Raw genomic sequence first — 23,281 nt, 5'->3', positions numbered from 1 at the left:
TTATGCAGCCCGCGTCAGACTTTGCGTCACCGCGGCGGGAGTGGCCTGAATGGCCAGCGCCTGCAGCAGCCGTTCGCGCTCGCTTGCAGTAGCCTGGGCGTTCGCCAGTTTGACATGGCCAAAGCCGCGAATTTTTTGCGGCAGCGCGGCGAAAGCCACCACCTGCGTGTAGTTGTCTGCATTCAGCCTGGGCAGCAGCGTGCGCAGGTCTTGCTCATACTGGGCGAGCAGCGCTTGTTCGAGCTTGCGCTCGGCGCCGTGGCGGAAGGGGTCGAACAGTGTGCCGCGCAGGCCGCGCAGGCGCGCCATCACGGTGAACGCGCGCAGGAGCCACGGGCCCACTTCGCGCTTGACGGCTTTACCCGTTTGGGGGTCGGTCTTGGCGAAGGGGCCGCCGCCGATGTGAAAGTGCAGTTCGTAGTCGCCCTCGAAGGTCTGCTCGATTTCTGCGCGAAAGCTCGGCAGCGTGTAGAGGCGTGCCACCTCCCATTCGTCCTTGGTGGCGAGCAGCTTGAAGTAGCTTTGCGCCACGGCCAGGCTCAGCGCTTGTTTATGCGCAGCTTGTGTGTCGGCGCGCTGCACTTCAGCGATGAAGTTTTGATAGCGCTTGGCGTAGGCGGCGTTTTGGTATTCGGTCAAATAGGCCACGTGGCGCGCGATGGTTTCTTCGAGATTCGGTTGCGCGTGGCGCGGCCGGAACTGGATCACCTGCGCGCCCGAGACCATGCGCTCGACGCGGGCCGGGTCGTGCGCGATGCAGCGGCCCCAGTGGAAGGCCTCGCGATTCATGGCGACCGACACCCCGTTGAGCTCGATCGCGCGCTCGATGGCGGCGAGCGACAGCGGCAGCAGCCCACGCTGCCAGGCAACGCCCACCATCAGCATGTTGCAGGCGATCGCGTCGCCGAGCAGCGCTACGGCCAGGCGCTGGCCTTCGACCAGCGTGGTCGCGTCGCCGGTGACGCGGCGCACGCGCTCTATGAGCTGCTCGGGGCTGGCGTCCCAGTCGGGGTTGCGCGCAAATTCGGCCGTGGCGGTGACTTCGCTGCAGAGCACGGCGTGGCTGCGCCCGGGCGCGAGCATGGACACGGGCTCGTCGCCCGAGGCGACGATCAGGTCGCAGCCGATCAGCGTGTCGGCCTCGCCGGGGCCTATGCGCGGCGCCGTGAGCTGCTCGGCGCTCGGCGCGAAGTGCAGGTGCGAATAGACCGCGCCGTATTTTTGCGCGAGGCCCATCACGTCGAGCGAGAGGCAGGGCGTGCCATCGACATAAGCCGCCATCGCCAACACCTGGCCTATGGTCACGACGCCGGTGCCGCCAATGCCGCCCACGAGCACGTGCACCGGTGCCGTGAGTGGCGCGTGCTCGGGCTCGGGCACGTCGAAGCGCTGCGGCGCTGTGGCGCTTTTCTCGGGTTTGCGCAGGCGCCCGCCGTGTACGGTGACGAAGCTCGGGCAAAAGCCTTCGACGCAGCTGAAGTCTTTGTTGCAGGTCGATTGGTTGATGCGCCGCTTGCGCCCGAATTCGGTGTCCAGCGGCTCGATGGAGAGGCACGTGGAAACCTTGCCGCAGTCGCCGCAGCCTTCGCACACGGCGCTGTGGATGAAGCTGCGCTTGGGCGGATCTTCCCATTGGCCTTGCTTGCGCAGGCGCCGGCGCTCGGTGGCGCAGGGTTGCTCGTAGATGATGGCCGAGACGCCCGGAAACTCGCGCATCTCGGCCTGCACGCGCTCCATTTCGTTGCGCGGCAGCAGCGGCACACCGGCGGGGAACTGCACGCCCGCATACTTTTGCAGGTCGTCCGTGACTACCGCGATGCGCTGCACGCCGTCGGCGCGCAGGGCTTCGACCATTTGCGGCACGGTTTGGCCACCGCTGATGGGCTGCCCGCCGGTCATGGAGACGAAGCCGTTGGCGAGCAGTTTGTAGGTGATGGGCACACCCGCGGCCACCGCGTGGCGGATGGCGAGCGAGCCCGAATGCGCGTAGGTGCCGTCGCCGAGGTTGGCGAACACGTGGCGCTCTTGCGTGAAGGGCTGCTGGCCCACCCACTGCGCGCCCTCGCCGCCCATTTGCGAGATGGTCTTGCAATTGGCCGGATCGAGGATCAGCTGCATGCCATGGCAGCCTATGCCGCCGAGCGTGCGGCTGCCGGGCGGTAGCTTGGTCGAGCGGTTGTGCGGGCAACCCGAGCAAAAGCTCGGCGTGCGGCGCACCGCGGGCGTGCTTTGCAGCGCAACCGTGTTGGGCGGCGCCTGCCAGTTCGCGAAGCTCGGGTCGCGTTCGGCGAGCACCTGGCTGAGCACGCGCGTGACCATGAGGGCGTTGATTTCGCCTGCGTTGGGGAAAAGCCAGGCCGGGCTGGCGTCGAACAAATGCCCCGTGCGCACCTTGCCGAGCACGCGCGGCGCGTCGGGTGCGCCGTAGAGGATGGAGCGCACCTGGTCTTCGACGAGCGGGCGCTTTTCTTCGACCACGAGCACGGTGCGCAGCCCGCGCGCGAACTGGCGCACGATTTCCGGATCGACGGGCCAGACCATGCCGAGCTTGAGCACGCGCACGCCCGCTGCCAGCGCGCGTTCTGCGTCCAGGCCCAGGTTGGCGAGGGCCTTGCGCACCTCGTGGTAGGTTTTGCCCGCGCAGACGATGCCCAGCCACGCCTCGCGCGCATCGTGCGTGATGCGGTTGATGCCATTGGCGCGCGCGTAGGCGAGGGCAGCGTAGAGGCGCCGGTGGTAGAGCGTTTCTTCGGCCGGCAGGATGGTCGCCAGGCTCGCGGGCTGGATCCAGCGCTCGGTATCAAACGTCGCGTCCGCGTCTGGCAGGGTGATGTGCGGATGCTCTGGCGAGAGCTGCAGCACGCTCGCGCTCTCGACCACGTCGGTGACGAGCTTGAGGCTGGCCCAGGCGCCGCTGTAGCGGCTCATGGCGATGCCGTGCAGGCCATAGTCGAGGATCTCCTGCACGTTGCTCGGGTAGAGCACGGGCATGCCCAGCGATTCGAGCGCGATGTCGGAATAGCAGGCCACGGTGGAGGACTTGGCGCCGTGGTCGTCGCCGACCAGCGCGAGCGAGCCGCCCAGGCGGCTCGTGCCGGCCCAGTTGGCGTGGCGCAGTGCGTCCATCGCGCGATCCAGCCCCGGCCCCTTGCCGTACCAGAGGCCGAACACGCCGTCGTATTTCGCGCCGGGGAACATGTTCACATACTGCGAGCCCCACACCGAGGTGGCGCCGAGTTCCTCGTTCACGCCGGGGCGAAAGACGATGTGGTTCTCTTGCAGCAGCTTGCTCGTCTTGCGCAGCGCGCCGTCGATCGCCGCAAGCGGCGAACCCTGGTAGCCCGAGATGAAGCCCGCGGTGTGGTGGCCGGCGGCCACGTCGCGTCGGCGCTGGTCGAGCGCGAGGCGCACCAGCGCCTGCGTGCCGGTCATGTAGGCCCAGCCCTCGGTGAGGGTGTATTTGTCGTCGAGCGAAGCGTCGAGACGGCGCGGCAGCGTGTGAGTCATGGATGGCTCCTCAGGGTGGCGGCGGATGCCGGATCGGTTTCGATGCCGAACTATTGCTCCTAGGAGCCTGTCGGACTTTGGGCGTCGATAGCGAGAATGCGCCCCGGCGAGGCCAGTTTTTGCCGGATTCGCCGCCCCATAGTGGTGCTATGGGGCAAGAAGACGGTAAAAAATGGGCCGCTGCGGCGCATTCGCAGCCGACGATTCCAAAGTCCGACAGGCTCCTAGGGCTGGCCTCGATCAGTACGAGCGCGGCATGCCCAGCTGGTGCTGCGCCACTTGCGCGAGCACGAGGTTGTTGGAGATTGGCGCGGTGCGAAACAGCCGTGTCTCTTTCCACTTGCGCTCGATGTCGTATTCGCAGGCCACGCCGAAGCCGCCGTAGGTGGTCATCGCGGCCTCGGCAGCCTCCCAGGCGGCTTCGCTCGCGAGGTACTTGGCCATGTTGCTCTCGGGGCCGCAGGGGCGATTCTGGTCGAACAGGGCCGCGGCCTTGTTGCGCATGAGTTCGGCGGCTTCGAGGTTCATGTGCGCGCGCGCGATCGGGAATTGCACGCCCTGGTTCATGCCTATGGGGCGGTCGAACACCACGCGCTCTCCTGCATAGCGCGAAGCGCGTTCGACCAGCCACTGGCCGTTGCCGAGGATTTCGCCCGTGGCGATGATGCGCTCGGCGTTGAGCGAGTCGAGCAGGTAGTAAAAGCCCTTGCCTTCCTCGCCGATGCGGTCGTCATCCGACACTTCGAGGTTGTCGATGAACACCTGGTTGGTGTGGTGGTTGAGCATGGTGCGGATCGGCTTGGCCTGCAGCGCGGGGCCGGCCTTTTGGATGTCCACGAGGAACAGCGTGAGGCCGTCGGTCTTGCGCTTGGCTTCTTCATACGGCGTGGTGCGCGTGATGAGCAGGTACAGGTCGGACTGCATGAAGCGCGAAGTCCAGATTTTTTGCCCGTTGATCACATAGCCGCCCGGCACCTTGCGCGCAAAGGTCTTGATGCGCATGGTGTTCGAGCCTGCGTCGGGCTCGGTCACACCGAAAGCCTGCAGGCGCAGGCTGCCGTCGGCGATGCGCGGCAGGTATTTGCGCTTTTGCTCGGGGCTGCCGTGGCGCAGCACCGAACCCATCGTATACATCTGCGCGTGGCACACGGCACCGTTGCCGCCGCAGCGGTTGACCTCCTGCAGGATCAGGCTCGCGTCGAGGATGCCGAGGTTGGAGCCGCCGTATTCCTCAGGGATCAGCGCCGCGAGCCAGCCCGCCTTGGTCATGGCCTGTACGAATTCCTCGGGATAAGCGTGCTGCTCGTCGAGCCGGCGCCAGTATTCGTCGCCAAACTCCTGACATAGCGCGCGCACGGCGGCGCGCATTTCGTTTTGGGTGTCGGTGTAGTCGAAATTCATGAAATGGCTCTCAGGAAATGGATCAAAAAGCGTGGGGCCAAGAGAGAGAAGAGGGCGCGCGGCGCGGCTGCTGGTGTGCCGCGGCAGGCAATGTCACGCAATCACCCCCTGCGCGCGCAGCGCCGCGATCTGCGCGTCGCTGCAGCCCAGGCCCTGCAGCACCTCGAGCGTGTGCGCGCCCAGCGCTGGCGGGGGCGCCCATTGCTGGCTGCGCTGGTGGTCGAGTGCCAGCGGCAAGGCCATGGCGCGGTGCTCGGGCACCTTGGGCAAGGGCAGGTCTTTGAGCATTTGCGTGGCCTGCACCTGTTCGTGCTGGATCATCTGGGCGATGTTGTGCATCTCGCTGCAGGGTGCGCCGTGCCGGCGCAGGCGCGCGACGATTTCTTGGGTGGGCAGCAGCTGCGTGCGCTGCTCGAGCGCATCGTGCAAAGCCTTGCGGTTCGTGGTGCGCTGGGCGTTGGTGGCAAAGCGCGGGTCGGTGGCGAGCTCGGGGCATTCGAGCGCGGCGCAGGCGTTGGCGAACAGGCGGTCGTTGCCCGCGGCGATGAACACCATGCCGTCGGCGGACTTGAACAGCTCGTACGGCGCCATCGAAGTCATGGCCGAGCCCATCTTTTTGGGCAAAGCGCCCGAGGCGAGGAACATCGCGGAGAGCAGCGACATCCAGGACATGGCCGTTTCGAGCAGGCTCGCGGTGACGCAGGCGCCCTGGCCGGTGCGGCTGCGCTGCAAGAAGGCCGCGAGCGTGCCCATGGCGGCCCACATGCCGGTGCCCAGGTCGATCACCGAGGGGCCCACGCGCACCGGGTCGTCGCCTTCGTTGCCGGTCACGCTCATGATGCCGGTGAAGGCCTGCATCACCGGGTCGTAGCCAGGCAGCGAGCGCAGCGGGCCCACCTGGCCGAAGGCGCTGATGGCGCAGTAGATCAGCCCGGGCTGGGCCGCGCGCAGCGTCTGCTCGCCCAGGCCGCGCGCCTCGGCGCTGCCGGGCTTGAGCGAGTGCACGAACACGTCGGCCGTGCCCAGGAGCTGGCGCACGAGCGCCTGACCGGCTTGCTGGTCGAGGTCTATGCAGACGCTTTTCTTGTTGCGGTTGAGCGCCGCATAGGTGGCCGAGTCGCCCGAGGGAAAGAGCGGCGGCCAGGCGCGCGTGTCGTCGCCCGCGCCGGGGCGTTCGATCTTGATGACTTCGGCGCCCAGGTCGCCGAGGATTTGCGTGCAAAAAGGGCCCGCGACGTTTTGGGTGAGGTCTATGACGCGGTAGCCGGAGAGTACGTTTTCGAGCATGGGGGGGCGTTTTTCTGTGGTTGTCCGTGGGGTGTGGCGCAGCCCGTGGACGTGGCCCATGCGCCGGCGCGCGGCGCAAGGCAAGCCCGGGCAAGGTGTGGGGGATGCGTGTGACAGCAGCCTGCGCCCGGTCACCTTGTCTGCTTGTTCGGACAAATAGTGCCACCGCTGGGGTGCGAGCGTATGCGGGTTAGTCCCTAGGGATGCGCAGCTGCTTGCCGCCCTCAGCGTGCGCGCGACGCTCGGCTGGGGTTCCGGGTTTAGAACAAAAAATGGCTCTAGCGCTTACCCATCAAGCGCTGATAGCTTCTTTTATGAGAGCGTCAGCGGTCATAGGCCTGCGCCACGGACTGCCCGAGCGCGAGCACGGCCATGGCGTAGTAGCTGGACCAGTTGTAGCGCGTAAGGGTGTAGAAGTTGCCCGTGCCGGCGACATAGCTCGGCGCGGCAGCGCCGTTTTTGAGCTCGATCAGCGCCAGCATGCCCTCGTGCGCCTGGCCTGCGGCGTCGAGCAGCACGCCCTGCGTCTGCATCTGCGCGGCGCTGAAGCTGGGCAGGATGTCGGGCGCGAGCAGGGCGTCGAGCTGCAGGTGTGCCGGGTCGAACTGCAGCGCGTAGTACGCGGGCATGCCGGGGGTCCAGCCGTGGCCCGCCAGGTAGTTGGCCACCGAGCCTATGGCGTCGGCGGCGCTGTGGCTCAGGTCCACGCGGCCGTCGCCGTCGTAATCAATGGCCCAGCGCACCCAGCTCGAGGGCATGAACTGCGGCATGCCCATGGCACCCGCGTAGCTGCCGCGCGGCTCGGTGGGGTCTGGGAGCCTGTCGGACTTTGGAATCGTCGGCTGCGAATGCGCCGCAGCGGCCCATTTTTTACCGTCTTCTTGCCCCATAGTCCTGCTATGGGGCGGCGAATCCGGCAAAAACTGGCCTCGCTGGGGCACCTTCTCGCTATCGACGCCCAAAGCCCGACAGGCTCCTAGGCCCGTGTGGCTGCACAGGCTCAGGAACTGTTCGAGCTCGCCACGAAAGTACGCCTGGCGCTGGGCCGCGCGCGGGTGCTCGGCGGGGAAGTCGAAGGCCAGCGTGCTCAGCGTGTCGAGCACGCGCAGTGTGCCCATTTGCTGCCCGTAGAGGGTTTCGACGCCGAGGATGCCGACGATGACCTGCGCAGGCACGCCGTATTCGCGTTCGGCGCGCGCGAGCGTGGCGGCGTTGCGGCGCCAAAAGCGCACGCCGGCGCGGATGCGCACGGGCTCGACGAAGCGGCTGCGGTAAACCTGCCAGTTCTTCACCGCGCTGCCCGGCGGGGGCGGCAGCACGAGTTTGGGCAGTTGCGGCAGGTAACGCGCCTGCGCGAGCGCCGCGCGCACCCAGGCGGCGTCGAGTCCGCGGCGCGCGGTCAGGTCGTCGGCAAAGGCGAGGGCGTCGGGGCGGGCGGCGTAGTTGCCGGGGGCTGAAGCCGGGGCGAAGGGGGCGGGAGCGGTGGAAACTGCTGGTGTGGAAGCGGGGGAGGCAGCGGGCGCAGAGGCGGGGGAAGAAGCGGGTGCAGAAGTGGGTGCTGCCGCCGGAGCAGGCTGCGGCGTAGCTTGCACCGCGCGCAGATCGTCGGCGGCAATGTTCAGGTGTTTTTGGGCGTTTGCGCTGATGGATACAGCGCAAGCAGCTATCGAAAGAAGTGCAATCCAGGGGATCTTTGGCATGGTGGCGGGAATCGTTCAGCCGCCATTGTCGCGGCGCTCGTGGCGCTGGCGGCGCTCGTGGCGCGGCTGCGGGTGCGGCCAGGGCAGTCGGCGCCATGTGCGGGCGAGCGTGCGCAGGGTTTGTGCTGGCTGTTGCGCCGCGCCTGGCGCCGGCGCAGCGTAGCGCAGCTGCTCCAGCTGCTGCAGCCACTGCGCGAGCGGCGCGGCAGCGGGGCCGAAGTGTGCTTGCACCGCGCGGGCCATGGCGCGCGGCGGCAGGTGCGCGGGCAGCGGCAGGCCCGCGCGTGCGAGGCGCCGGCGCGTGCGTGCGAGCAGGCGCAGCCAGGGGTCGTGCTGGCGCCGCTCCCACAGCGTCCAGGCGGCGCCGCCCAGCGCGGCTGCGGCCAAGAGCGCGCCGAGCAGGCGAATCAGGTCGGGCCACGCGGGCGCGTCGAAGCCCAGCGCGCGCAGCAAGTCGAGCTGGCGGCCCTGCGTGTAGTTGAGCACCCATTGGTTCCAGCCGTTGTTCATCGCCTCCCAGACGGCGCGCAACTGCTGCACCATGCCGGGGCTGATGACGGTGTTCACGGCCGTGGCGAAGGCGCCGGCCGGGGCCTGCAGGCGCGCAAAGCTGCCCACGCGCCCCGGCGCGACGGCGGCCGTGGGATCGACGCGCACCCAGCCCTGGCCCGCGAGCCAGACCTCCGTCCAGGCGTGCGCGTCGCTGTGGCGCACCGTCCAGTAGCCATCGACGGGGTTCACCTCGCCGCCCTGGTAGCCGGTGACGATGCGCGCGGGCAGGCCCATGGCGCGCAGCAGCACCACGAAGGCCGAGGCGATGTGCTCGCAAAAGCCCTGCTTGCGGTCGAACCAGAACTCGTCGGCGCTGTGTGTGCCAAACACCCCCGGCTCCAGCGTGTAGCGGTAGCCGCCCGTGCGCAGGCGCGCGAGCGCCGCCTGCACCAGCGCAGGGGCCGGGTCGGCGCCGGGCGCCACCGGCGTCTGCGTGCGCAGCTGCGCCGCGAGCGCGAGCGTGCGCGGGTTGAAGCCCGCCGGCAGCTCGGTGTAGGCGTGCAGCGTGGCGTTGCGCTGCAGCGGGCCATGGCGGAACTGCAGATAGCTCTCGGCGCGATAGCGCAACACGCTCATCACGGGGCGGTTCGTGCGCCACAGCAGCTCGGGCGACAGGGCGGCCTGAAAGCCTTCGGGCAAGGCGGGTGGCGCGGGCGCGGCGTCGATCAGCAGCAGCCAGTTTTGCTGGTTGGGTTCGAGCGTGACTTCGTAGCGCAGCGGCGCGCCGCTGACCTGCAGCGCCGCAGGGCTGGCCAGGCGCCGCCACGGCCCGCCCTGCGCCATGTCGTCGAGCGGCCGCCAGGTACGCCCGTCGAAGCTCGACAGCACCGGCCCGCGAAAATACAGCGCGCTTTGCGGCGGGTGCTTGCCCCCTGCCAGGTCGAAGCGCACGCGCAGCGCGATGCCGTCGTCGAGCGCGAGCGCGGCGATGCGCCCCACCTGCATGTCACCCGCAAGGCCGCTGCGCCCGAGCGTGTCCTTGGGCAGGCCCCACAGCGGCGCGATGCGCGGAAACAGCAAAAACAGCGCCGCCATCACCGGCGCGCCCAGCAGCATCAGACGCAGCGCCGTGCGCATGGCAAGCATGAGCGGCGGCCGGCCCACGGGCATGTGCGCCTGCACCAGCGCCGTGAGCAGCCCCAGCAGCGCGAGCAGCATGGCCGCCGCGGTGGGGAGCGACTGGGAGAACAAAAAATTGCTCAGCAGCGTGAAAAAGCCGAGGAAGAACACCACCATGGCATCGCGCCGCGCGCGCAGCTCCAGCGTCTTGAGCGCGAGCAGCAGCACGATCAGCGTCACCCCCGCATCGCGCCCCGCGAGCGTTTTGAACGTAAGCCCCGTGCCCGCCACGGCCAGCGCGAGCAGCCCGCCCAGCACCCAGCGCCCCGGCAGCGGCCGTCCCCGCCACGCGAGCCCCGCGCGCCACAGCAGCAGCGCCGCCGCAAAAGCGCTGGCCCACGGCGGAACGTGGGGGATCAGCGGCACGATGATCCAGCCCACCACGCCGAGCAGAAACAGCGTATCGCGCGCTTCACGGGGCAGGCGGGAGAGGGCGGAGAACACCGAGGTCATGGCGCAGAGGTAATTGGGGTCAGATTCCAATTATTGGGGGTTTCTAAGTCAAAAAGGCATTTTGACAAGGTGCATCAAGCGCGAGCAGCTATCAAAAAAGGATTGGAGGTAATTGGGGTCAGATTCCAATTATTGGGGGTTTTCTAAGCCAAAAAGGCATTTTGACAAGGAGTATCAAGCGCAAGCAGCTATCAAAAATGGATTGGGGGCAAAGGAAATAGGGGTCGGTTCCAATGATGTTCACGCGAGCGCCAGCGCCTCCAGGCAGCGCCGCTGGTGGGCCGGCCCCAGGTCGGGGGCGATCTCCACGCCCGGCAGGCGCAGGCCGTAGCGCAGGCCCAGGCGCTCGGCTGCGAGCACCCAGGCCGTGAGGCGGGACAGGCGCGCCTCCAGTGTGGGCAGGCCGGCTTGCGCGGGCGTCAGCCAGAGCGTCTGGCGCGGCGTGGCGACGGCGTCGCGGCTGATGAGCGCGTCCGAGCCCGCGGCCAGCGCCTGCGCAGCTTTTTTCCAGACGATCTGCTTGCGCGTGTCGCCGCGCCGGTAGGCGCGCACGCCGTCCCATTCGTCCTGCCCGCTGCCTTTGGCTACGGTGCGGGCGCCGTGCGGGTCTGCGGCTGACGCGCCCAGCGGCAGCGGCGGGGCAGGGGATTCTGGCTGCGGATAGACCAGCACCTGCGCCGCGGGCCGCCAGTAGCTCCAGGCGCGGAAGGTGCCGAGCGGAAAGCGCGTTTGCAGCACGATGGGTGGCACGCGCTGGTAGCCGCGTTGCGTGGGGCGCCAGGCCAGTTGCACCTGTGTGCTGCCTTGCGCGGGCACGTCGCACCAGACCCAGGCGGGCGCGGCGTCGTTGCGCAGCGCCAGCGCGATGGCGTAGCGCGGGCTGCGGCGCGGGTTCGTGAGCTGCACGTGCAAGGGCACGCTCGCGCCCAGGAATTGCGGCGCGGGCGGCAGCAGGTGTAGCTGCAGGCCGCGCAGCGTGGCATGGCACACGTGCATGCCCGCGACGGCGCTGCCCGCTATCAAAAACGTCAGCAAATAGCCGAGGTTGAGCTGGAAGTTGATCGCCGCCACGAGCAGCACGAGCAGCGTGAGCGCGAGCATCCAGCCCGCCCCCGTGGGCAGGATGTACACGTTGCGCTGCGTGAGCGTGAGCTGGTCGGCAAGCGGCAGCCGCGCCTGCCACCAGTGCGCAAAGCGCGCGCGCAGCCAGGCGCGCGGGCGCAGCAGCGGGCCGGGGCCGGCAGGTGCGGCACTGGTGTCGGCAGGTGCGGAGGATGCGGAGGATGCGGGCATGGGGCGCGCAGGGCGGACGTGTGATGCGTGCAAGCTCAGCGCAATGGCACGGCCTCGAGCATGGCGTGCACCTGTTCGACGGCGCCGCGCCCCGCTTCGCTCGTGCTGCCCGCGGGCAGCACGGGAACGAGGCGGTGCGCGATGGTCTGCGGCAACACGGCCTGCACGTCGTCGGGGGCGACGTAGTCGCGCCCCTGGATCAACGCCTGCGCCTTGGCCGCGCGCACGAGCGCGATGCCCGCGCGCGGCGACAGCCCCTGCACGAACCAGCGCCCCGAGCGCGTTGCGGCGATCAGGTCCAGCACGTAGTCCAGCAGCGCCTGCGCGGTGTGCACCGCGAGCACGGCGTCTTGCAGCGCGCGCAGGTCTTCGCCCGACAGCAGCGGCAGCAGGCCCTCGAGCAGCGCGCGCCGGTCGCCGCCCGCGAGCAGTGCGCGCTCGGCGGCGCGGTCGGGGTAGCCGAGCGAGATGCGCATCAGAAAGCGGTCGAGCTGTGACTCGGGCAGCGCGTAAGTGCCCAACTGGTCGTTGGGGTTTTGCGTGGCGATCACGAAAAACGGCTGCGGCAGGGCGTGCGTTTCGCCGTCGATGGAAACCTGCTTTTCTTCCATGGCTTCGAGCAGGGCGCTTTGCGTGCGCGGGCTCGCGCGGTTGATTTCGTCGGCCAGCAGCACCTGTGCAAACACCGGCCCGCGGTGGAAGACGAAGTCTTCTTGCGCGCGTTCATACACGGACACGCCCAGCAAATCGCTGGGCAGCAGGTCGGCCGTGAACTGCACGCGCGCGAACTGCAGGCCGAAGCTGCGCGCGAGCGCCTGCGCCAGCGTGGTCTTGCCCACGCCCGGCACGTCCTCGATCAGCAGGTGGCCGCCAGCGAGCAGGCAGGCCACACAGTCCTGCACCTGCGCCGGCTTGCCGACGATGACCGTGTTAAGCTGATCCAGCAGCGAGTGGATTGTGCGTTGTGCATCCATGAAAAGTTCGGAAAAATCGAGAGACAGGGCCGCATTGTGAGCAAGACAGGTTACTTCACCCATCCCGACTGTAAAAAACACGAAATGGGGCCCGGCCACCCCGAATGTCCTGAGCGGCTCGACGCGATCGAAGACCGGCTGCTCGTCACCGGGCTGGACGTGGCGCTCGAGCGCTACGAGGCCCCGCCCGCGGCGCTGGCCGACATCGAGCTGGCGCACCCGCGGCTGCACATTGCGGCGCTGCGCGGCCTGCACGACTGGCTGCGCGAAGACCTCGAGGCCGGCGGCCCGCCCTACTCGCAGATAGACCCCGACACATCCATCAACGCCTACACCTGGCCCGCGGCGCTGCGCTCGGCAGGCGCGGCCATCGCGGCCACCGACGCGGTCATGGCCGGCGAGATCGAAAACGCCTTTTGCGCCGTGCGCCCGCCCGGCCACCACGCCACGCGCGACAAGGCCATGGGGTTTTGCTTTTTCAACAACGTGGCCATCGCCGCCAAGTACGCGCTGCAGCGCTACAACCTGCAGCGCGTGGCCGTGGTGGACTTCGACGTGCACCATGGCAACGGTACCGAGGACATCCTCGCGGGCGATCCGCGCGCGCTCATGGTGGGCATTTTCCAGCACCCGTTCTACCCCTACAGCGGCGAGCATCCGGCGGGCCCGAACATGCTCAACGTGCCCGTGCCGGCTTACACGCGCGGCATGGAAATCCGCGAGATCGTCGACATCACCTGGATGCCGCGGCTCGAGGAGTTCAAGCCCGAGCTGATCTTTGTGAGCGCCGGATTCGACGCGCACCGCGAGGATGACATGGGGCAGCTCGGCATGACCGAGCAGGACTACGCCTGGATCACCATGCGCATCAAGGACGTGGCGCGGCGCTTCAGCAACGGGCGCATCGTCTCGTGCCTCGAGGGCGGCTACGCTTTGAGCGCGCTCGCGCGCAGCGTTGAAGCCCACCTGCGCGTGCTCGCGGATGTTTGAGGGAGCGCCGCCCATGAATGACCCGCTTTCGACCTCCGCCGCCAGCCCGCTCGCCGTGCAACGCGATGCGCGCGGCGTGGTCACGCTGACGCTCAACGACCCGGCGCGCTTCAACGCGCTCGGCGACGAGATGCTCGCGGCGCTGCAGCAGACGCTGGACGCCCTGCAGGGCGACGAAAGCGTGCGCGTGCTCGTATTGGCCGGTGCGGGCAAGGCGTTTTGCGCGGGGCACAACCTCAAGGACATGGCTGTGCATCCTGATCTGGCCTGGTACCAGCGCTTGTTTGCGCAGTGCAGCCGTGTGATGCTGAGCCTGCAGCAGTTGCCCGTGCCCGTGATCGCGCGCGTGCACGGCATGGCCACGGCGGCGGGCTGCCAGCTCGTGGCGCAGGCCGACCTGGCCGTGGCGGCCGCAGACGCGCGCTTTGCCACGAGCGGCATCCACTACGGCCTGTTTTGCGCCACGCCCAGCGTGCCGCTGGTGCGCAACGTGCCGCTCAAGCAGGCCATGGAAATGCTGCTCACGGGCGAGTTCATCGACGCGCACACGGCGCAGGCGCAAGGGCTGGTGAACCGCGTGGTGCCGGCCGAGGCGCTCGACGACGCCGTCGAAACGCTCGTGCGCGCCATCCTCGAAAAACCGCGCGTGGCCGTGGCCATGGGCAAGGCGCTGGTGTATCAGCAGCGTGAACTCGGACTCGCGGCGGCCTACCAGCTCGCGGGCCAGACCATGGCCGCGAACATGATGGACGAGGCCGCCCAGGAGGGCGCGCGCGCCTTTGCCGAAAAGCGCAAGCCAAGTTGGAAACCCTGAGCCCTGGCTGACCCAGGATTGATAGTACGAGGCTGAATGGTCAAGACACCACCGCCCCCCGCGCTCGCGCAGATCGAGCATCTGCTGCGCTCTTTTTTTCACCCCACGGTGCTCATCGAACTCGCCGCGCTGGCCTTGTGCGTGGGCCTCGCGTGGCTGGCCGTGGCGGCGCTGCGTCGGGCCTTTGGCTATACGAACGATGGCCGACCTTCGATTCTGCTTGGGCGCAAAGTGGTCGATGGCGCCCTGTTTCCCCTCGTGCTGCTGGGCCTGGGCTACGTGGCGCGCGCGCTGCTGCTCGAGTGGATTTCGCTCGCGGCTTTCAAGCTCGTGATCCCCGTGCTGATCGCACTCGTGGTGATCCGCGTGGGCGTCAAGGTGCTGCAGGTGGCGTTCCCCAGCTCGCCCTGGGTGCGACCCATGGAGCGCACCATTTCGTGGCTTGCGTGGTTAGTCATGGTGCTGTGGGTCACGGGCCTGCTGCCGCGCGTGCTGCAGGAGCTCGACGACATCAGCTGGAAGGTGGGCGGTGCGCGCATGTCGGTGCGCACCTTGCTCGAAGGCGTGCTCACGACGGGCGCCGTGCTGCTCGTCACGCTGTGGATATCTTCGGCCATCGAGGCGCGCCTGCTGCGCTCGGCCACCGGCAGCGTGCTCTCGGTGCGCAAGGCGCTGAGCAATGCCTTGCGCGCGCTGCTGCTGTTTCTGGGCCTGGTGCTGGCGCTCTCGGCCGTGGGCATAGACCTCACGGCCTTGTCGGTGTTCGGCGGCGCGCTCGGCGTGGGCATAGGTTTCGGCTTGCAAAAGCTCGCCGCCAACTACGTGAGCGGCTTCGTCATCCTGGCCGAGCGCAGCGTGCGCATAGGCGACAACGTGCGCATCGACAGTTTCGAAGGGCGCATCACCGACATCGCGGGCCGCTACACACTGATCCGCTCGGCCGTGGGGCGCGAATCCATCGTGCCCAATGAAATGCTCATCACCCAGCGCGTGGAAAACCTCTCGCTCGCCGACCCGCGCGTGTGGCATTCCACGGTGGTCAGCGTGGGCTACGACAGCGATGTGGACCTGGTCATGCGCCTGCTTGCCGAAGCCGCGCTCGTGAGCCCGCGCGTGCTGCGCGACCCTGCGCCCAGCGTGGCCTTATCGGCCTTTGGCGCCGACGGGCTCGAATTCACCATAGGCTTTTGGATCGTGGACCCCGAAAACGGCGTGCTCAACCTGCGCTCCGAAATCAATCTGGCCGTTTTGCGCGCTCTGCGCGCGCACGGCATAGACATTCCCTACCCGCAGCGCGTGGTGCATTGGCAGGCGGCCGATGCAGAGGCGCCTGGCGCGGGTGATCTTGCTGCCCAGCGGCCCGCTGGCGCTGCCGCAGAGCCCACCGTGTGATCTGGCGCAGTCCCGCAGCGAGGGCGCTCGCCTATAATCGCCCGCACAAAAACGCACGACCGTTCTATTTTTTCAGCGCATGGCGGCGGGCGTGCTTGACGCACTCAGGCTCCAGGGTTTTGGGGCATGTTTTGCGCGCGCCATTAGAATCGACGGCTCAACCTAACAAGCATTCGAATTCATCCAACCCCATCAAGGAGTCGCAGTAATGAAGGTCTTAGTTCCTGTCAAACGCGTGGTGGACTACAACGTCAAAGTCCGGGTCAAGTCGGACGGTACCGGTGTGGACATTGCCAACGTCAAGATGAGCATGAACCCGTTTGACGAAATCGCCGTAGAAGAAGCCGTACGCCTGAAGGAAAAGGGCGTGGTGACCGAGGTCATCGCCGTCTCTTGCGGCGTCGCGGCCTGCCAGGAAACCCTGCGCACGGCCATGGCCATAGGCGCCGATCGCGGCATCCTGGTCGAAACCGATGCCGAACTGCAACCTCTGGCCGTCGCCAAGCTGCTCAAGGCCATCGCGGACAAAGAGCAACCGGGCCTCATCATCGTCGGCAAGCAGGCCATCGACGATGACGCCAACCAGACGGGCCAGATGCTCGCCGCGCTGGCCGACCTGCCGCAGGCCACCTTTGCGAGCAAGGTCGAAGTGACGGGCGACAAGCTGCGCGTGACGCGCGAAATCGACGGCGGCCTCGAAGTGCTCGAACTCGCGCTGCCCGCGGTCATCACCACCGACCTGCGCCTCAACGAGCCGCGCTACGTCACCCTGCCCAACATCATGAAGGCCAAGAAAAAGCAGCTCGACACCTTCAAGCCCGCAGACCTGGGCGTCGATGTCACGCCGCGCCTCAAGACCCTCAAGGTCAGCGAGCCGCCCAAGCGCGGCGCCGGCATCAAGGTGCCCGACGTCGCCACGCTGGTGGACAAGCTCAAGAACGAAGCCAAAGTGATCTAAGGAGTTCAAGCAAATGACCGTTCTCATCGTCGCCGACCACGACAACGCCAGCATCAAGGCGTCCACCCTGAACACCGTCACCGCAGGCAAGGCCTGCGGCGCTGACGTGCACGTGCTCGTCGCCGGCCACAACGCCGCTGGCGCTGCTGCCGCCGCCGCGCAGATCGCCGGCGTGGCCAAGGTGATCCACGCCGACGGCGCAAGCCTCGCGCATGGCCTGGCCGAAAACGTGGCGGCCCAGGTGGTCGCCATTGCGGGCAACTACACACACATCCTGTTTCCGGCCACGGCCGGCGGCAAGAACGTCGCCCCGCGCGTCGCGGCCAAGCTCGACGCGGCGCAGATCAGCGACATCATCAAGGTCGTGTCACCCGACACCTTCGAACGCCCCATTTATGCCGGCAACGCCATCGCCACGGTGCAAAGCGCCGACGCCGTGAAGGTTATCACCGTGCGCACCACAGGCTTCGATGCTGCGCCCGCCACGGGCGGCAGCGCCGCGGTCGAAACCGTGGCTGCGGTGGCCGACTCGGGCAAGAGCAGCTTCCAGGGCAGCGAAATCGTCAAGAGCGAACGCCCCGAACTCACCGCGGCCAAGATCGTGGTCTCGGGCGGCCGGGCCCTGGGCAGTAAAGAAAAATTCGACGAAGTGATCCCGCCGCTGGCCGACAAGCTCGGCGCCGCCATCGGCGCGAGCCGCGCCGCCGTCGATGCCGGCTATGCCGCCAACGACCTGCAGGTGGGCCAGACCGGCAAGATCGTCGCGCCGCAGCTCTATGTCGCCTGTGGTATTTCGGGCGCCATCCAGCACTTGGCCGGCATGAAGGACTCCAAGGTCATCGTGGCCATCAACAAGGACCCCGAAGCGCCGATCTTCAGCGTGGCCGACTACGGCCTCGAGGCCGATCTGTTCCAGGCCGTGCCGGAACTGGTCAAGGCGCTTTAACGCTGTAAGCTTCGCGCCTCTGCCGGCCTCGCGTCGGTATGCCTGACACACAAAAAAGGAGGGCATCGTTCGCGGTGCCCTCTTGTCGTTTTCTCTCTCATTCCCGGAGCCCCCATGAGCTACAACGCCCCCGTCAAAGACATACTGTTCGCCATCGAGCACTTGGCGAACATCGAGCAGATCGCGCAAATCCCCGGCCTCGAAGAAGCCGGCTTGGATACTGCGCGCGCCGTGCTCGAGGAGTGCGCGCGCTTCAGCGGGGACGTGCTCGCACCGCTCAACGTCGAGGGCGACCGCAACCCTTCGCGCTGGGAGGCCGGGCGCGTCATCACCACGCCGGGATTCAAGGAGGCGTACCAACAGTACGCCGAAGGCGGCTGGCAAGGGCTGCAGCATCCGCCGGCCCACGGCGGCCAGGGCTTGCCCAAGACCATAGGCGCAGCCTGCGTGGAGATGATCAACAGCGCGAACATGAGCTTTGCGCTGTGCCCTCTGCTCACTGACGGCGCGATCGAGGCGCTGCTCACTGCGGCGGACGACGGGCTCAAGGCCACGTACCTGCACAAGCTCGTGAGCGGCGAGTGGACGGGCACCATGAACCTCACCGAGCCGCAGGCGGGCTCCGACCTCGCGCTGGTGCGCACGCGTGCCGAGCCGCAGCCCGATGGCAGCTACAAGATTTTTGGCACCAAGATTTTCATCACCTACGGTGAGCACGACATGGCCGAGAACATCGTGCACCTGGTGCTCGCGCGCGTGCAGGGCGCGCCCGAGGGCGTCAAGGGCATCAGCCTGTTCGTGGTGCCGAAGTTCCTCGTGAACAAAGACGGCAGCCTGGGCGCGCGCAACGACGTGCAGTGCGTGTCGATCGAGCACAAGCTCGGCATCAAGGCCAGCCCCACGGCGGTGCTGCAGTATGGCGACGGCCTCGCCGGCAGCGTGGCCGAGCAAGGCGGCCCCGGCGCCATCGGCTACCTCGTGGGGCAGGAAAACCGTGGTCTCGAATATATGTTCATCATGATGAACGCGGCCCGCTACGCCGTGGGCGTACAAGGCGTGGCGATTGCCGAGCGTGCCTACCAGAAGGCGGCGCGCTACGCGCAAGAGCGCGTGCAAAGCCGCCCCGTCGATGGCAGCGTGCCTGCGAGCGCCACTATCGTGCACCACCCCGACGTGCGCCGCATGCTCATGACCATGCGCGCGCTCACCGAAGGCTGCCGCGCGATGGCGACCGTAGCCGCCGCGGCCTACGACGCCGCACACCACCACCCCGACGCCGAGGTGCGCAAGCAAAACGCAGCCTTCTACGAATTCCTCGTGCCGCTGGTCAAGGGCTACAGCACCGAGATGAGCCAGGAGGTCAGCTCGCTGGGGGTGCAGGTGCATGGCGGTATGGGCTTCATCGAGGAAACGGGCGCGGCGCAGTATTACCGCGACTCCAAAATCCTTACCATCTACGAAGGCACGACGGCGATCCAGGCCAACGACCTTGTGGGCCGCAAGACCGCACGCGACGGCGGCCAGACCGCGCGCGCCATTGCCGCGCAGATCGCGCAGACCGAGGCCGCGCTGCAAGCCAGCGCCACACCGGCTGCGCTCGCAATGGCGCGGCGCCTGCAGGCCGCGCGCGAGGCGTATCTGGACGTGGTGGATTTCGTCGTCGGCGGCAGCAAGGCTTCGCCCAACGCCGTTCATGCGGGCAGCGTGCCCTACCTGCTCGCGAGCGGCAACCTCGTCGCCGGCTGGCAGCTCGCGCGCAGTTTGTTGATTGCGCAGGAACTGCTCGCTCAGGGTCAGGACGTGCCCTTCATGCAGGCCAAGATCGCCACGGCACGCTTTTACGCCGAGCACATCCTCGTGCGCGTGCCGGGTCTGCGCGACGCCATCGTTGAAGGCGGAGAGAGCGTGATGGCGCTGCCCAATGACGCTTTTTGAGGCCTGCTGCGGGATTGCCGATCGCTTCGTAAATGATAGCTTCTAGCGGTTGATTATCAATGGCTAGTGTAGTGTTTGATGTTTGATGCGATAAATAAAGCCGATGGATTTTTGGTCTGGGCAAGGCGCAAACCGCAGCGATACCGGGTGGTATCGCGAGGATTTGCAACGCGGCCCGGGCCGAAAAGACGCGGTTTTATGTCGCATATAGCGTCGAACACTACACTAGAGGCTATTTCATGTCTTGTTCTTCGGAATCCTTCGATGTGGTCGCCAGCCGCTACAGCGCACATCACTGGAGCAATGTGCCAGCCGGCCTTACCCAAATGCACAGAGTATCGAAACCAGGCGGATTGGCAGTCTTCATGGACGTCATCTCACCGGGTGTCCCGTTGCTCGATACTTGGTTGCAGACATTGGAACTGTTGCGTGACCCCTCGCACGTGAGAAATTTTTCGCAGGTGGAATGGCAAAACATGCTGGGGTCGGCAGGCTTTGTTGTTTGCACAGCGACGACGTTCCGACTGAGGTTGGAGTTCTCCTCGTGGATCGAGCGGATGAAGACAGCCGCTGCCCACGTTGCGGCCATTCGGTCCTTGCAACAACGTGCCGGGGCTGAGGTGACTGAGCACTTTGCCATAGAGGCTGATGGCAGCTTCACCGTCGATACCATGCTCATCACAGCCCAGGCAGGTAACTAAATCCGGAAAGGCCCATTCTCAAATGGGCTGCTGGCTTTTCCCTCGGGTTTTTAGAGGTTCCCAGATATACCCAGGCGCCCCGACCATCACACCGTGTCGGGCTCCTGCATCCACGCCGAGATGTCACGCTGGCCATGCAGCACGCGCCAGACGTCGATGCGGTCCGGATGCTCGACGTAGAACACGAGGTACGGGTAGCGCGTCAGCGGCCAGGCGCGCAGGCCGGGTAAGTTGAGTTCGTGTGCGTAGCGGGGAGAGCCCGTTGCCGGATGCCGGGCAATGTGGCCGTAGGCCTTCTCCAGCGCATCGATGAAGCCAAGCGCCACGGCCTCATTGGCTTCGGTCAGATAGTAGGCAACGGCCTCATCAACATCCCGGTTGGCCTGCTCACGCGGGACGACAGGTTTGCGCTTCACGCCTTGGAGTTGGTTTTGGCGGTCTTGCGTACCCGATCCCGCAGGCCATCGAAGTAGCTGGCATCGGCGGGTGCCGCCGGTTTTGAGGCCGCGCCGGCCAATAGCAGTCGACGCAGTTGCAGGCGATCCTGGTCCTTGCGGATCAACTCGCGCACGTACTCACTGCTCGTGCCGTAGCCGCGCTGGCTGACCTGCTCATCCACGAAGGACTTCAGGGTGTCAGGGAGAGAAATGTTCATCGTGCTCATGGCGCAAGTGTGGGTTTTTTGCCAAAATTTGGCAAGACCTGTATTCCACCATACGGCAAGTCTCAAGCTTGCGTCGCTACAACAAAAAGCGCCGCGAGTAGCGGCGCTTTTTGCATCAGTTTGCAGCCCGCAATGGAAGCTGCACCATCAAGCGTACTGCGCCAGCGCCTTTTTCATTTTCTTCATCGCGGCGGCCTCGATCTGGCGGATGCGCTCGGCGCTCACGCCGTAAATGGCGGCCAGATCATGCAGGGTCTTGCCGCCCGAGCCGTCGTCGTTGACCTTGAGCCAGCGCTCTTCGACGATGTGGCGGCTGCGTGGGTCCAGCGTTTGCAGCGCGGTGGCGATGCCGTCGGTGGCCAGCATTTCGCGCTGGCGCGATTCGAGCATCGCCGTGGGCTCGTGCGCTGCGTCGGCCAGGTAGGCAATGGGGCCGAACGCCTGCTCGCCGTCCTCGCTCGGGGCCGGGTCGAGCAGCACGTCGCCGCCGGCCATGCGCGCTTCCATTTCGATCACTTCTTCGCGCTTGACCTTGAGGTGCTGGGCCACGGTGTCGATTTCGTGCTCGGACAGCGTTTCGCGGTAGGTGTCGGCATCGGCTGCGTCGGCCTTGAAGCCTTGTTTGAGCGAGCGCAGATTGAAGAACAGCTTGCGTTGCGCCTTGGTCGTCGCCATCTTGACCATGCGCCAGTTGCGCAGGATGTATTCGTGGATTTCGGCCTTGATCCAGTGCATGGCGTAGCTCACGAGGCGCACGCCCTGGTCGGGGTCGAAGCGCTTCACGGCCTTCATCAGGCCCACGTTGCCTTCCTGGATCAGGTCGCCGTGCGGCAGGCCATAGCCGAGGTACTGGCGCGCGATCGACACCACCAGGCGCAGGTGCGAGAGCACGAGCCGCCCCGCGGCCTCGATGTCGCCGTGTTCCTTGAACTCGCGGGCGTAGCGCTGCTCTTCATCGTAGGTGAGCATGGGCAGACGGTTGACCGCGGTGATGTAAGCGTCCAGATTCCCCAACGGCGGCACCAGCGCCCAGGGATTGGCGGGGGCCAGTGCCGTAGTGCTTGCAGATGCAGTGGTCATATCAGGAATCCTCTCTTTCGTGTGCTGACAAAGGATGTTAGCACTCGCTTGGATAGAGTGCTAAGGCCGAAGTTCCCGTGTTCTTGCCTTTCGATGCCCGCGCGGCTGCTGCGCATCGCCCATTTTGCTGCGATACAGCAGGCGATGGGGGTTTGGGCTTTGTCTGAACTCAAGTTTTCCGCCGCCGTAGCGCGGGGGTGAAAATTGCTGCACTGCCAGGATGCGACGCGGAGGTGTTCCCATGCAGCCATTCAGTTTGAGCAAGGCCTTTACCCTGATAGAGCCAGGGCCCGTGGTGCTCGTAAGCACGCACGACGCGGGCAAGGACAACGTCATGACCATTTCCTGGACCATGGTGATGGACTTCAGCCCGGTCTTTGCCATCACCACGGGTGCATGGAACCATTCTTTTCATGCGCTGCAAAAAAACCGGGAATGCGTGCTCGCCATTCCCACCCTGGACATGCTTGACAAGGTGGTCGGCATAGGCACCTGCTCGGGCGCGGACACCGACAAGTTTTCCCGCTTTGCGCTGACGCGGGCGCCGGCCCGGCATGTCGCGGCGCCTTTGATCCAGGAGTGCCTGGCCAACATCGAGTGCAAGGTCATGGACATCATCGAAAAGCACGACATCGTCGTGCTGCAGGGGCTCGCGGCGTATTTCGACACTGAACGCAAGGAGCAGCGCATGCTGCACGCGGTGGGTGACGGCACCTTCATCGTGGATGGGCGCCGGATGGACCGACGCAAGATGATGGCCGCCAAGCTCCCGCCGGGGGTCTGAGAAGGAGAAGGTATGAACGAACCCGCCCTGAACCTGGAACGATTCCTGACGGCGCAGGCGCCCGTCATGGCCCCTGTGATGGCCGAACTGCAGGCCGGCCACAAGCAAAGCCATTGGATGTGGTTCATCTTTCCACAGCTCGCAGCGCTTGGGCGCAGCGCCACGGCAAAGTTTTACGGGCTCCAAAACTTGGCCGAGGCCCAGGCGTATCTCGCGCATCCCGTGCTCGCGCATGCGGGCAAGAAGACGGCGCACGAGATCTTCGGCGCGCCCGACGACCTCAAGTTTCGGTCATGCATGACGCTGTTCTTGCTGGCGGCGCCGCAAATCGATGTGTTTCGCAGCGCTTTGGACGCTTTCTATGGTGGTGAAGCCGACGAGCACACGGTGCGGCTCGTGGGGGCTGATCGATAGACCCAACGGCAATACGCCCTAGTGTAGTGTTTGATGCTTGATGCGACAAATAAAACCGATGGATTTTTGGTCTGGGCAAGGCGCAAACCGCAGCGATACCGGGTGGTATCGCGAGGATTTGCAACGCGGCCCGGGCCGAAAAGACGCGGTTTTATGTCGCAGATAGCGTCGAACACTACACTAGCAGCCTGTCGGACTTTGGGCGTCGATAGCGAGAATGCGCCCCAGCGAGGCCAGTTTTTGCCGGATTCGCAGCCCCATAGTGGTGCTATGGGGCAAGAAGACGGTGAAAAATGGGCCGTTGCGGCGCATTCGCA

Annotated in this window: 19 protein-coding genes; 9 read left to right on the top strand and 10 right to left on the bottom strand. The window is 66.4% G+C overall.

From position 1 onward, the window contains the following. The 7 genes from PYV55_RS00535 to PYV55_RS00505 form a co-directional block, all read right to left on the bottom strand. A complete protein-coding gene (locus PYV55_RS00535; RefSeq protein ID WP_275848251.1) occupies positions 1 to 3,507 on the bottom strand; it encodes an indolepyruvate ferredoxin oxidoreductase family protein in 3,507 nt (1,168 codons plus the stop codon). A gap of 240 nt (positions 3,508 to 3,747) precedes the next feature. Beyond that, complete coding sequence (locus PYV55_RS00530) at positions 3,748 to 4,908, bottom strand: acyl-CoA dehydrogenase family protein (RefSeq protein WP_275848249.1); 1,161 nt, start codon at positions 4,906 to 4,908, stop codon at positions 3,748 to 3,750. A 93-nt stretch (positions 4,909 to 5,001) separates the two neighbouring features. Further along, the gene (locus PYV55_RS00525) at positions 5,002 to 6,195 is read right to left on the bottom strand and encodes a CaiB/BaiF CoA transferase family protein (protein WP_275848247.1); all 1,194 of its coding nucleotides are present in this window, start codon (positions 6,193 to 6,195) and stop codon (positions 5,002 to 5,004) included. 323 nt (positions 6,196 to 6,518) lie between these two features. Then, entirely contained in the window at positions 6,519 to 7,895 is a 1,377-nt protein-coding gene (locus PYV55_RS00520) for a lytic murein transglycosylase (RefSeq protein ID WP_275848245.1), read from the bottom strand. A 15-nt stretch (positions 7,896 to 7,910) separates the two neighbouring features. Further along, entirely contained in the window at positions 7,911 to 10,019 is a 2,109-nt protein-coding gene (locus tag PYV55_RS00515; protein WP_275848243.1) for a transglutaminase TgpA family protein, read from the bottom strand. A gap of 240 nt (positions 10,020 to 10,259) precedes the next feature. Then, a complete protein-coding gene (locus tag PYV55_RS00510; protein WP_275848241.1) occupies positions 10,260 to 11,312 on the bottom strand; it encodes a DUF58 domain-containing protein in 1,053 nt (350 codons plus the stop codon). 35 nt (positions 11,313 to 11,347) lie between these two features. Next, positions 11,348 to 12,286 carry an AAA family ATPase gene (locus PYV55_RS00505; RefSeq protein ID WP_275848239.1) on the bottom strand — a complete coding sequence of 313 codons (939 nt, stop codon included), beginning with the start codon at positions 12,284 to 12,286 and terminating at the stop codon, positions 11,348 to 11,350. 84 nt (positions 12,287 to 12,370) lie between these two features. On the opposite strand from PYV55_RS00505, the gene PYV55_RS00500 reads away from it, so the two are divergent. The 7 genes from PYV55_RS00500 to PYV55_RS00470 all read left to right on the top strand — a co-directional run bounded on the left by PYV55_RS00500 (position 12,371) and on the right by PYV55_RS00470 (position 20,022). Beyond that, positions 12,371 to 13,276 carry a histone deacetylase family protein gene (locus PYV55_RS00500; RefSeq protein ID WP_275848344.1) on the top strand — a complete coding sequence of 302 codons (906 nt, stop codon included), beginning with the start codon at positions 12,371 to 12,373 and terminating at the stop codon, positions 13,274 to 13,276. Between the two features lie 13 nt (positions 13,277 to 13,289). Continuing rightward, positions 13,290 to 14,090 (top strand): enoyl-CoA hydratase, encoded by an 801-nt coding sequence (locus tag PYV55_RS00495; RefSeq protein ID WP_275848237.1) that lies wholly within the window; start codon positions 13,290 to 13,292, stop codon positions 14,088 to 14,090. A 36-nt stretch (positions 14,091 to 14,126) separates the two neighbouring features. Next, the gene (locus PYV55_RS00490) at positions 14,127 to 15,482 is read left to right on the top strand and encodes a mechanosensitive ion channel family protein (RefSeq protein ID WP_275848235.1); all 1,356 of its coding nucleotides are present in this window, start codon (positions 14,127 to 14,129) and stop codon (positions 15,480 to 15,482) included. A gap of 208 nt (positions 15,483 to 15,690) precedes the next feature. Further along, complete coding sequence (locus PYV55_RS00485) at positions 15,691 to 16,440, top strand: electron transfer flavoprotein subunit beta/FixA family protein (RefSeq protein ID WP_275848233.1); 750 nt, start codon at positions 15,691 to 15,693, stop codon at positions 16,438 to 16,440. Positions 16,441 to 16,453: 13 nt separating this feature from the next. Beyond that, a complete protein-coding gene (locus PYV55_RS00480; RefSeq protein ID WP_275848231.1) occupies positions 16,454 to 17,386 on the top strand; it encodes an electron transfer flavoprotein subunit alpha/FixB family protein in 933 nt (310 codons plus the stop codon). Positions 17,387 to 17,500: 114 nt separating this feature from the next. Then, positions 17,501 to 19,321, top strand: coding sequence for an acyl-CoA dehydrogenase family protein (locus PYV55_RS00475; protein WP_275848230.1), 1,821 nt, complete (start codon positions 17,501 to 17,503; stop codon positions 19,319 to 19,321). 239 nt (positions 19,322 to 19,560) lie between these two features. Next, positions 19,561 to 20,022 (top strand): class I SAM-dependent methyltransferase, encoded by a 462-nt coding sequence (locus PYV55_RS00470; RefSeq protein ID WP_345803579.1) that lies wholly within the window; start codon positions 19,561 to 19,563, stop codon positions 20,020 to 20,022. An 86-nt stretch (positions 20,023 to 20,108) separates the two neighbouring features. Here PYV55_RS00470 and PYV55_RS00465 read toward each other — a convergent pair whose 3' ends face one another. From PYV55_RS00465 to rpoH, 3 genes are all read right to left on the bottom strand, one after another. Beyond that, on the bottom strand, positions 20,109 to 20,438 hold the full coding sequence (locus PYV55_RS00465) for a type II toxin-antitoxin system RelE/ParE family toxin (RefSeq protein ID WP_275848228.1): 330 nt from the start codon (positions 20,436 to 20,438) through the stop codon (positions 20,109 to 20,111). After that, on the bottom strand, positions 20,435 to 20,686 hold the full coding sequence (locus PYV55_RS00460; protein WP_275848226.1) for a type II toxin-antitoxin system ParD family antitoxin: 252 nt from the start codon (positions 20,684 to 20,686) through the stop codon (positions 20,435 to 20,437). The genes PYV55_RS00465 and PYV55_RS00460 overlap by 4 nt, the downstream gene beginning before the upstream one ends. A 147-nt stretch (positions 20,687 to 20,833) precedes the next feature. Next, a complete protein-coding gene (gene rpoH / locus PYV55_RS00455; RefSeq protein WP_275848223.1) occupies positions 20,834 to 21,766 on the bottom strand; it encodes an RNA polymerase sigma factor RpoH in 933 nt (310 codons plus the stop codon). 241 nt (positions 21,767 to 22,007) lie between these two features. On the opposite strand from rpoH, the gene PYV55_RS00450 reads away from it, so the two are divergent. Both PYV55_RS00450 and PYV55_RS00445 read left to right on the top strand, forming a co-directional pair. Beyond that, positions 22,008 to 22,550 (top strand): flavin reductase family protein, encoded by a 543-nt coding sequence (locus tag PYV55_RS00450; protein ID WP_275848222.1) that lies wholly within the window; start codon positions 22,008 to 22,010, stop codon positions 22,548 to 22,550. 12 nt (positions 22,551 to 22,562) lie between these two features. Then, complete coding sequence (locus PYV55_RS00445; protein WP_275848220.1) at positions 22,563 to 22,964, top strand: DUF1810 domain-containing protein; 402 nt, start codon at positions 22,563 to 22,565, stop codon at positions 22,962 to 22,964. Positions 22,965 to 23,281 lie beyond the last annotated feature (317 nt).

Source organism: Extensimonas soli, assembly GCF_029211265.1.
Taxonomy (GTDB): domain Bacteria; phylum Pseudomonadota; class Gammaproteobacteria; order Burkholderiales; family Burkholderiaceae_C; genus Extensimonas; species Extensimonas soli.
Note: the sequence above shows the minus strand (reverse complement) of the source record. Positions and strands in the feature narration are given on the sequence as shown.

Excerpts from the sequence above, each read along its gene's own strand:
- PYV55_RS00505 (WP_275848239.1), bottom strand. The coding sequence starts at position 12,286 with ATGGATGCACAACGCACAATCCACTCGCTGCTGGATCAGCTTAACACG.
- PYV55_RS00495 (WP_275848237.1), top strand. The coding sequence starts at position 13,290 with ATGAATGACCCGCTTTCGACCTCCGCCGCCAGCCCGCTCGCCGTGCAA.
- PYV55_RS00530 (WP_275848249.1), bottom strand. The coding sequence starts at position 4,908 with ATGAATTTCGACTACACCGACACCCAAAACGAAATGCGCGCCGCCGTG.
- PYV55_RS00460 (WP_275848226.1), bottom strand. The coding sequence starts at position 20,686 with ATGAGCACGATGAACATTTCTCTCCCTGACACCCTGAAGTCCTTCGTG.
- PYV55_RS00485 (WP_275848233.1), top strand. The coding sequence starts at position 15,691 with ATGAAGGTCTTAGTTCCTGTCAAACGCGTGGTGGACTACAACGTCAAA.
- PYV55_RS00520 (WP_275848245.1), bottom strand. The coding sequence starts at position 7,895 with ATGCCAAAGATCCCCTGGATTGCACTTCTTTCGATAGCTGCTTGCGCT.
- PYV55_RS00470 (WP_345803579.1), top strand. The coding sequence starts at position 19,561 with ATGTCTTGTTCTTCGGAATCCTTCGATGTGGTCGCCAGCCGCTACAGC.
- PYV55_RS00500 (WP_275848344.1), top strand. The coding sequence starts at position 12,371 with ATGGGGCCCGGCCACCCCGAATGTCCTGAGCGGCTCGACGCGATCGAA.
- PYV55_RS00525 (WP_275848247.1), bottom strand. The coding sequence starts at position 6,195 with ATGCTCGAAAACGTACTCTCCGGCTACCGCGTCATAGACCTCACCCAA.
- PYV55_RS00490 (WP_275848235.1), top strand. The coding sequence starts at position 14,127 with ATGGTCAAGACACCACCGCCCCCCGCGCTCGCGCAGATCGAGCATCTG.
- PYV55_RS00510 (WP_275848241.1), bottom strand. The coding sequence starts at position 11,312 with ATGCCCGCATCCTCCGCATCCTCCGCACCTGCCGACACCAGTGCCGCA.
- PYV55_RS00515 (WP_275848243.1), bottom strand. The coding sequence starts at position 10,019 with ATGACCTCGGTGTTCTCCGCCCTCTCCCGCCTGCCCCGTGAAGCGCGC.
- PYV55_RS00475 (WP_275848230.1), top strand. The coding sequence starts at position 17,501 with ATGAGCTACAACGCCCCCGTCAAAGACATACTGTTCGCCATCGAGCAC.
- PYV55_RS00445 (WP_275848220.1), top strand. The coding sequence starts at position 22,563 with ATGAACGAACCCGCCCTGAACCTGGAACGATTCCTGACGGCGCAGGCG.
- PYV55_RS00535 (WP_275848251.1), bottom strand. The coding sequence starts at position 3,507 with ATGACTCACACGCTGCCGCGCCGTCTCGACGCTTCGCTCGACGACAAA.
- PYV55_RS00480 (WP_275848231.1), top strand. The coding sequence starts at position 16,454 with ATGACCGTTCTCATCGTCGCCGACCACGACAACGCCAGCATCAAGGCG.
- PYV55_RS00450 (WP_275848222.1), top strand. The coding sequence starts at position 22,008 with ATGCAGCCATTCAGTTTGAGCAAGGCCTTTACCCTGATAGAGCCAGGG.
- rpoH (WP_275848223.1), bottom strand. The coding sequence starts at position 21,766 with ATGACCACTGCATCTGCAAGCACTACGGCACTGGCCCCCGCCAATCCC.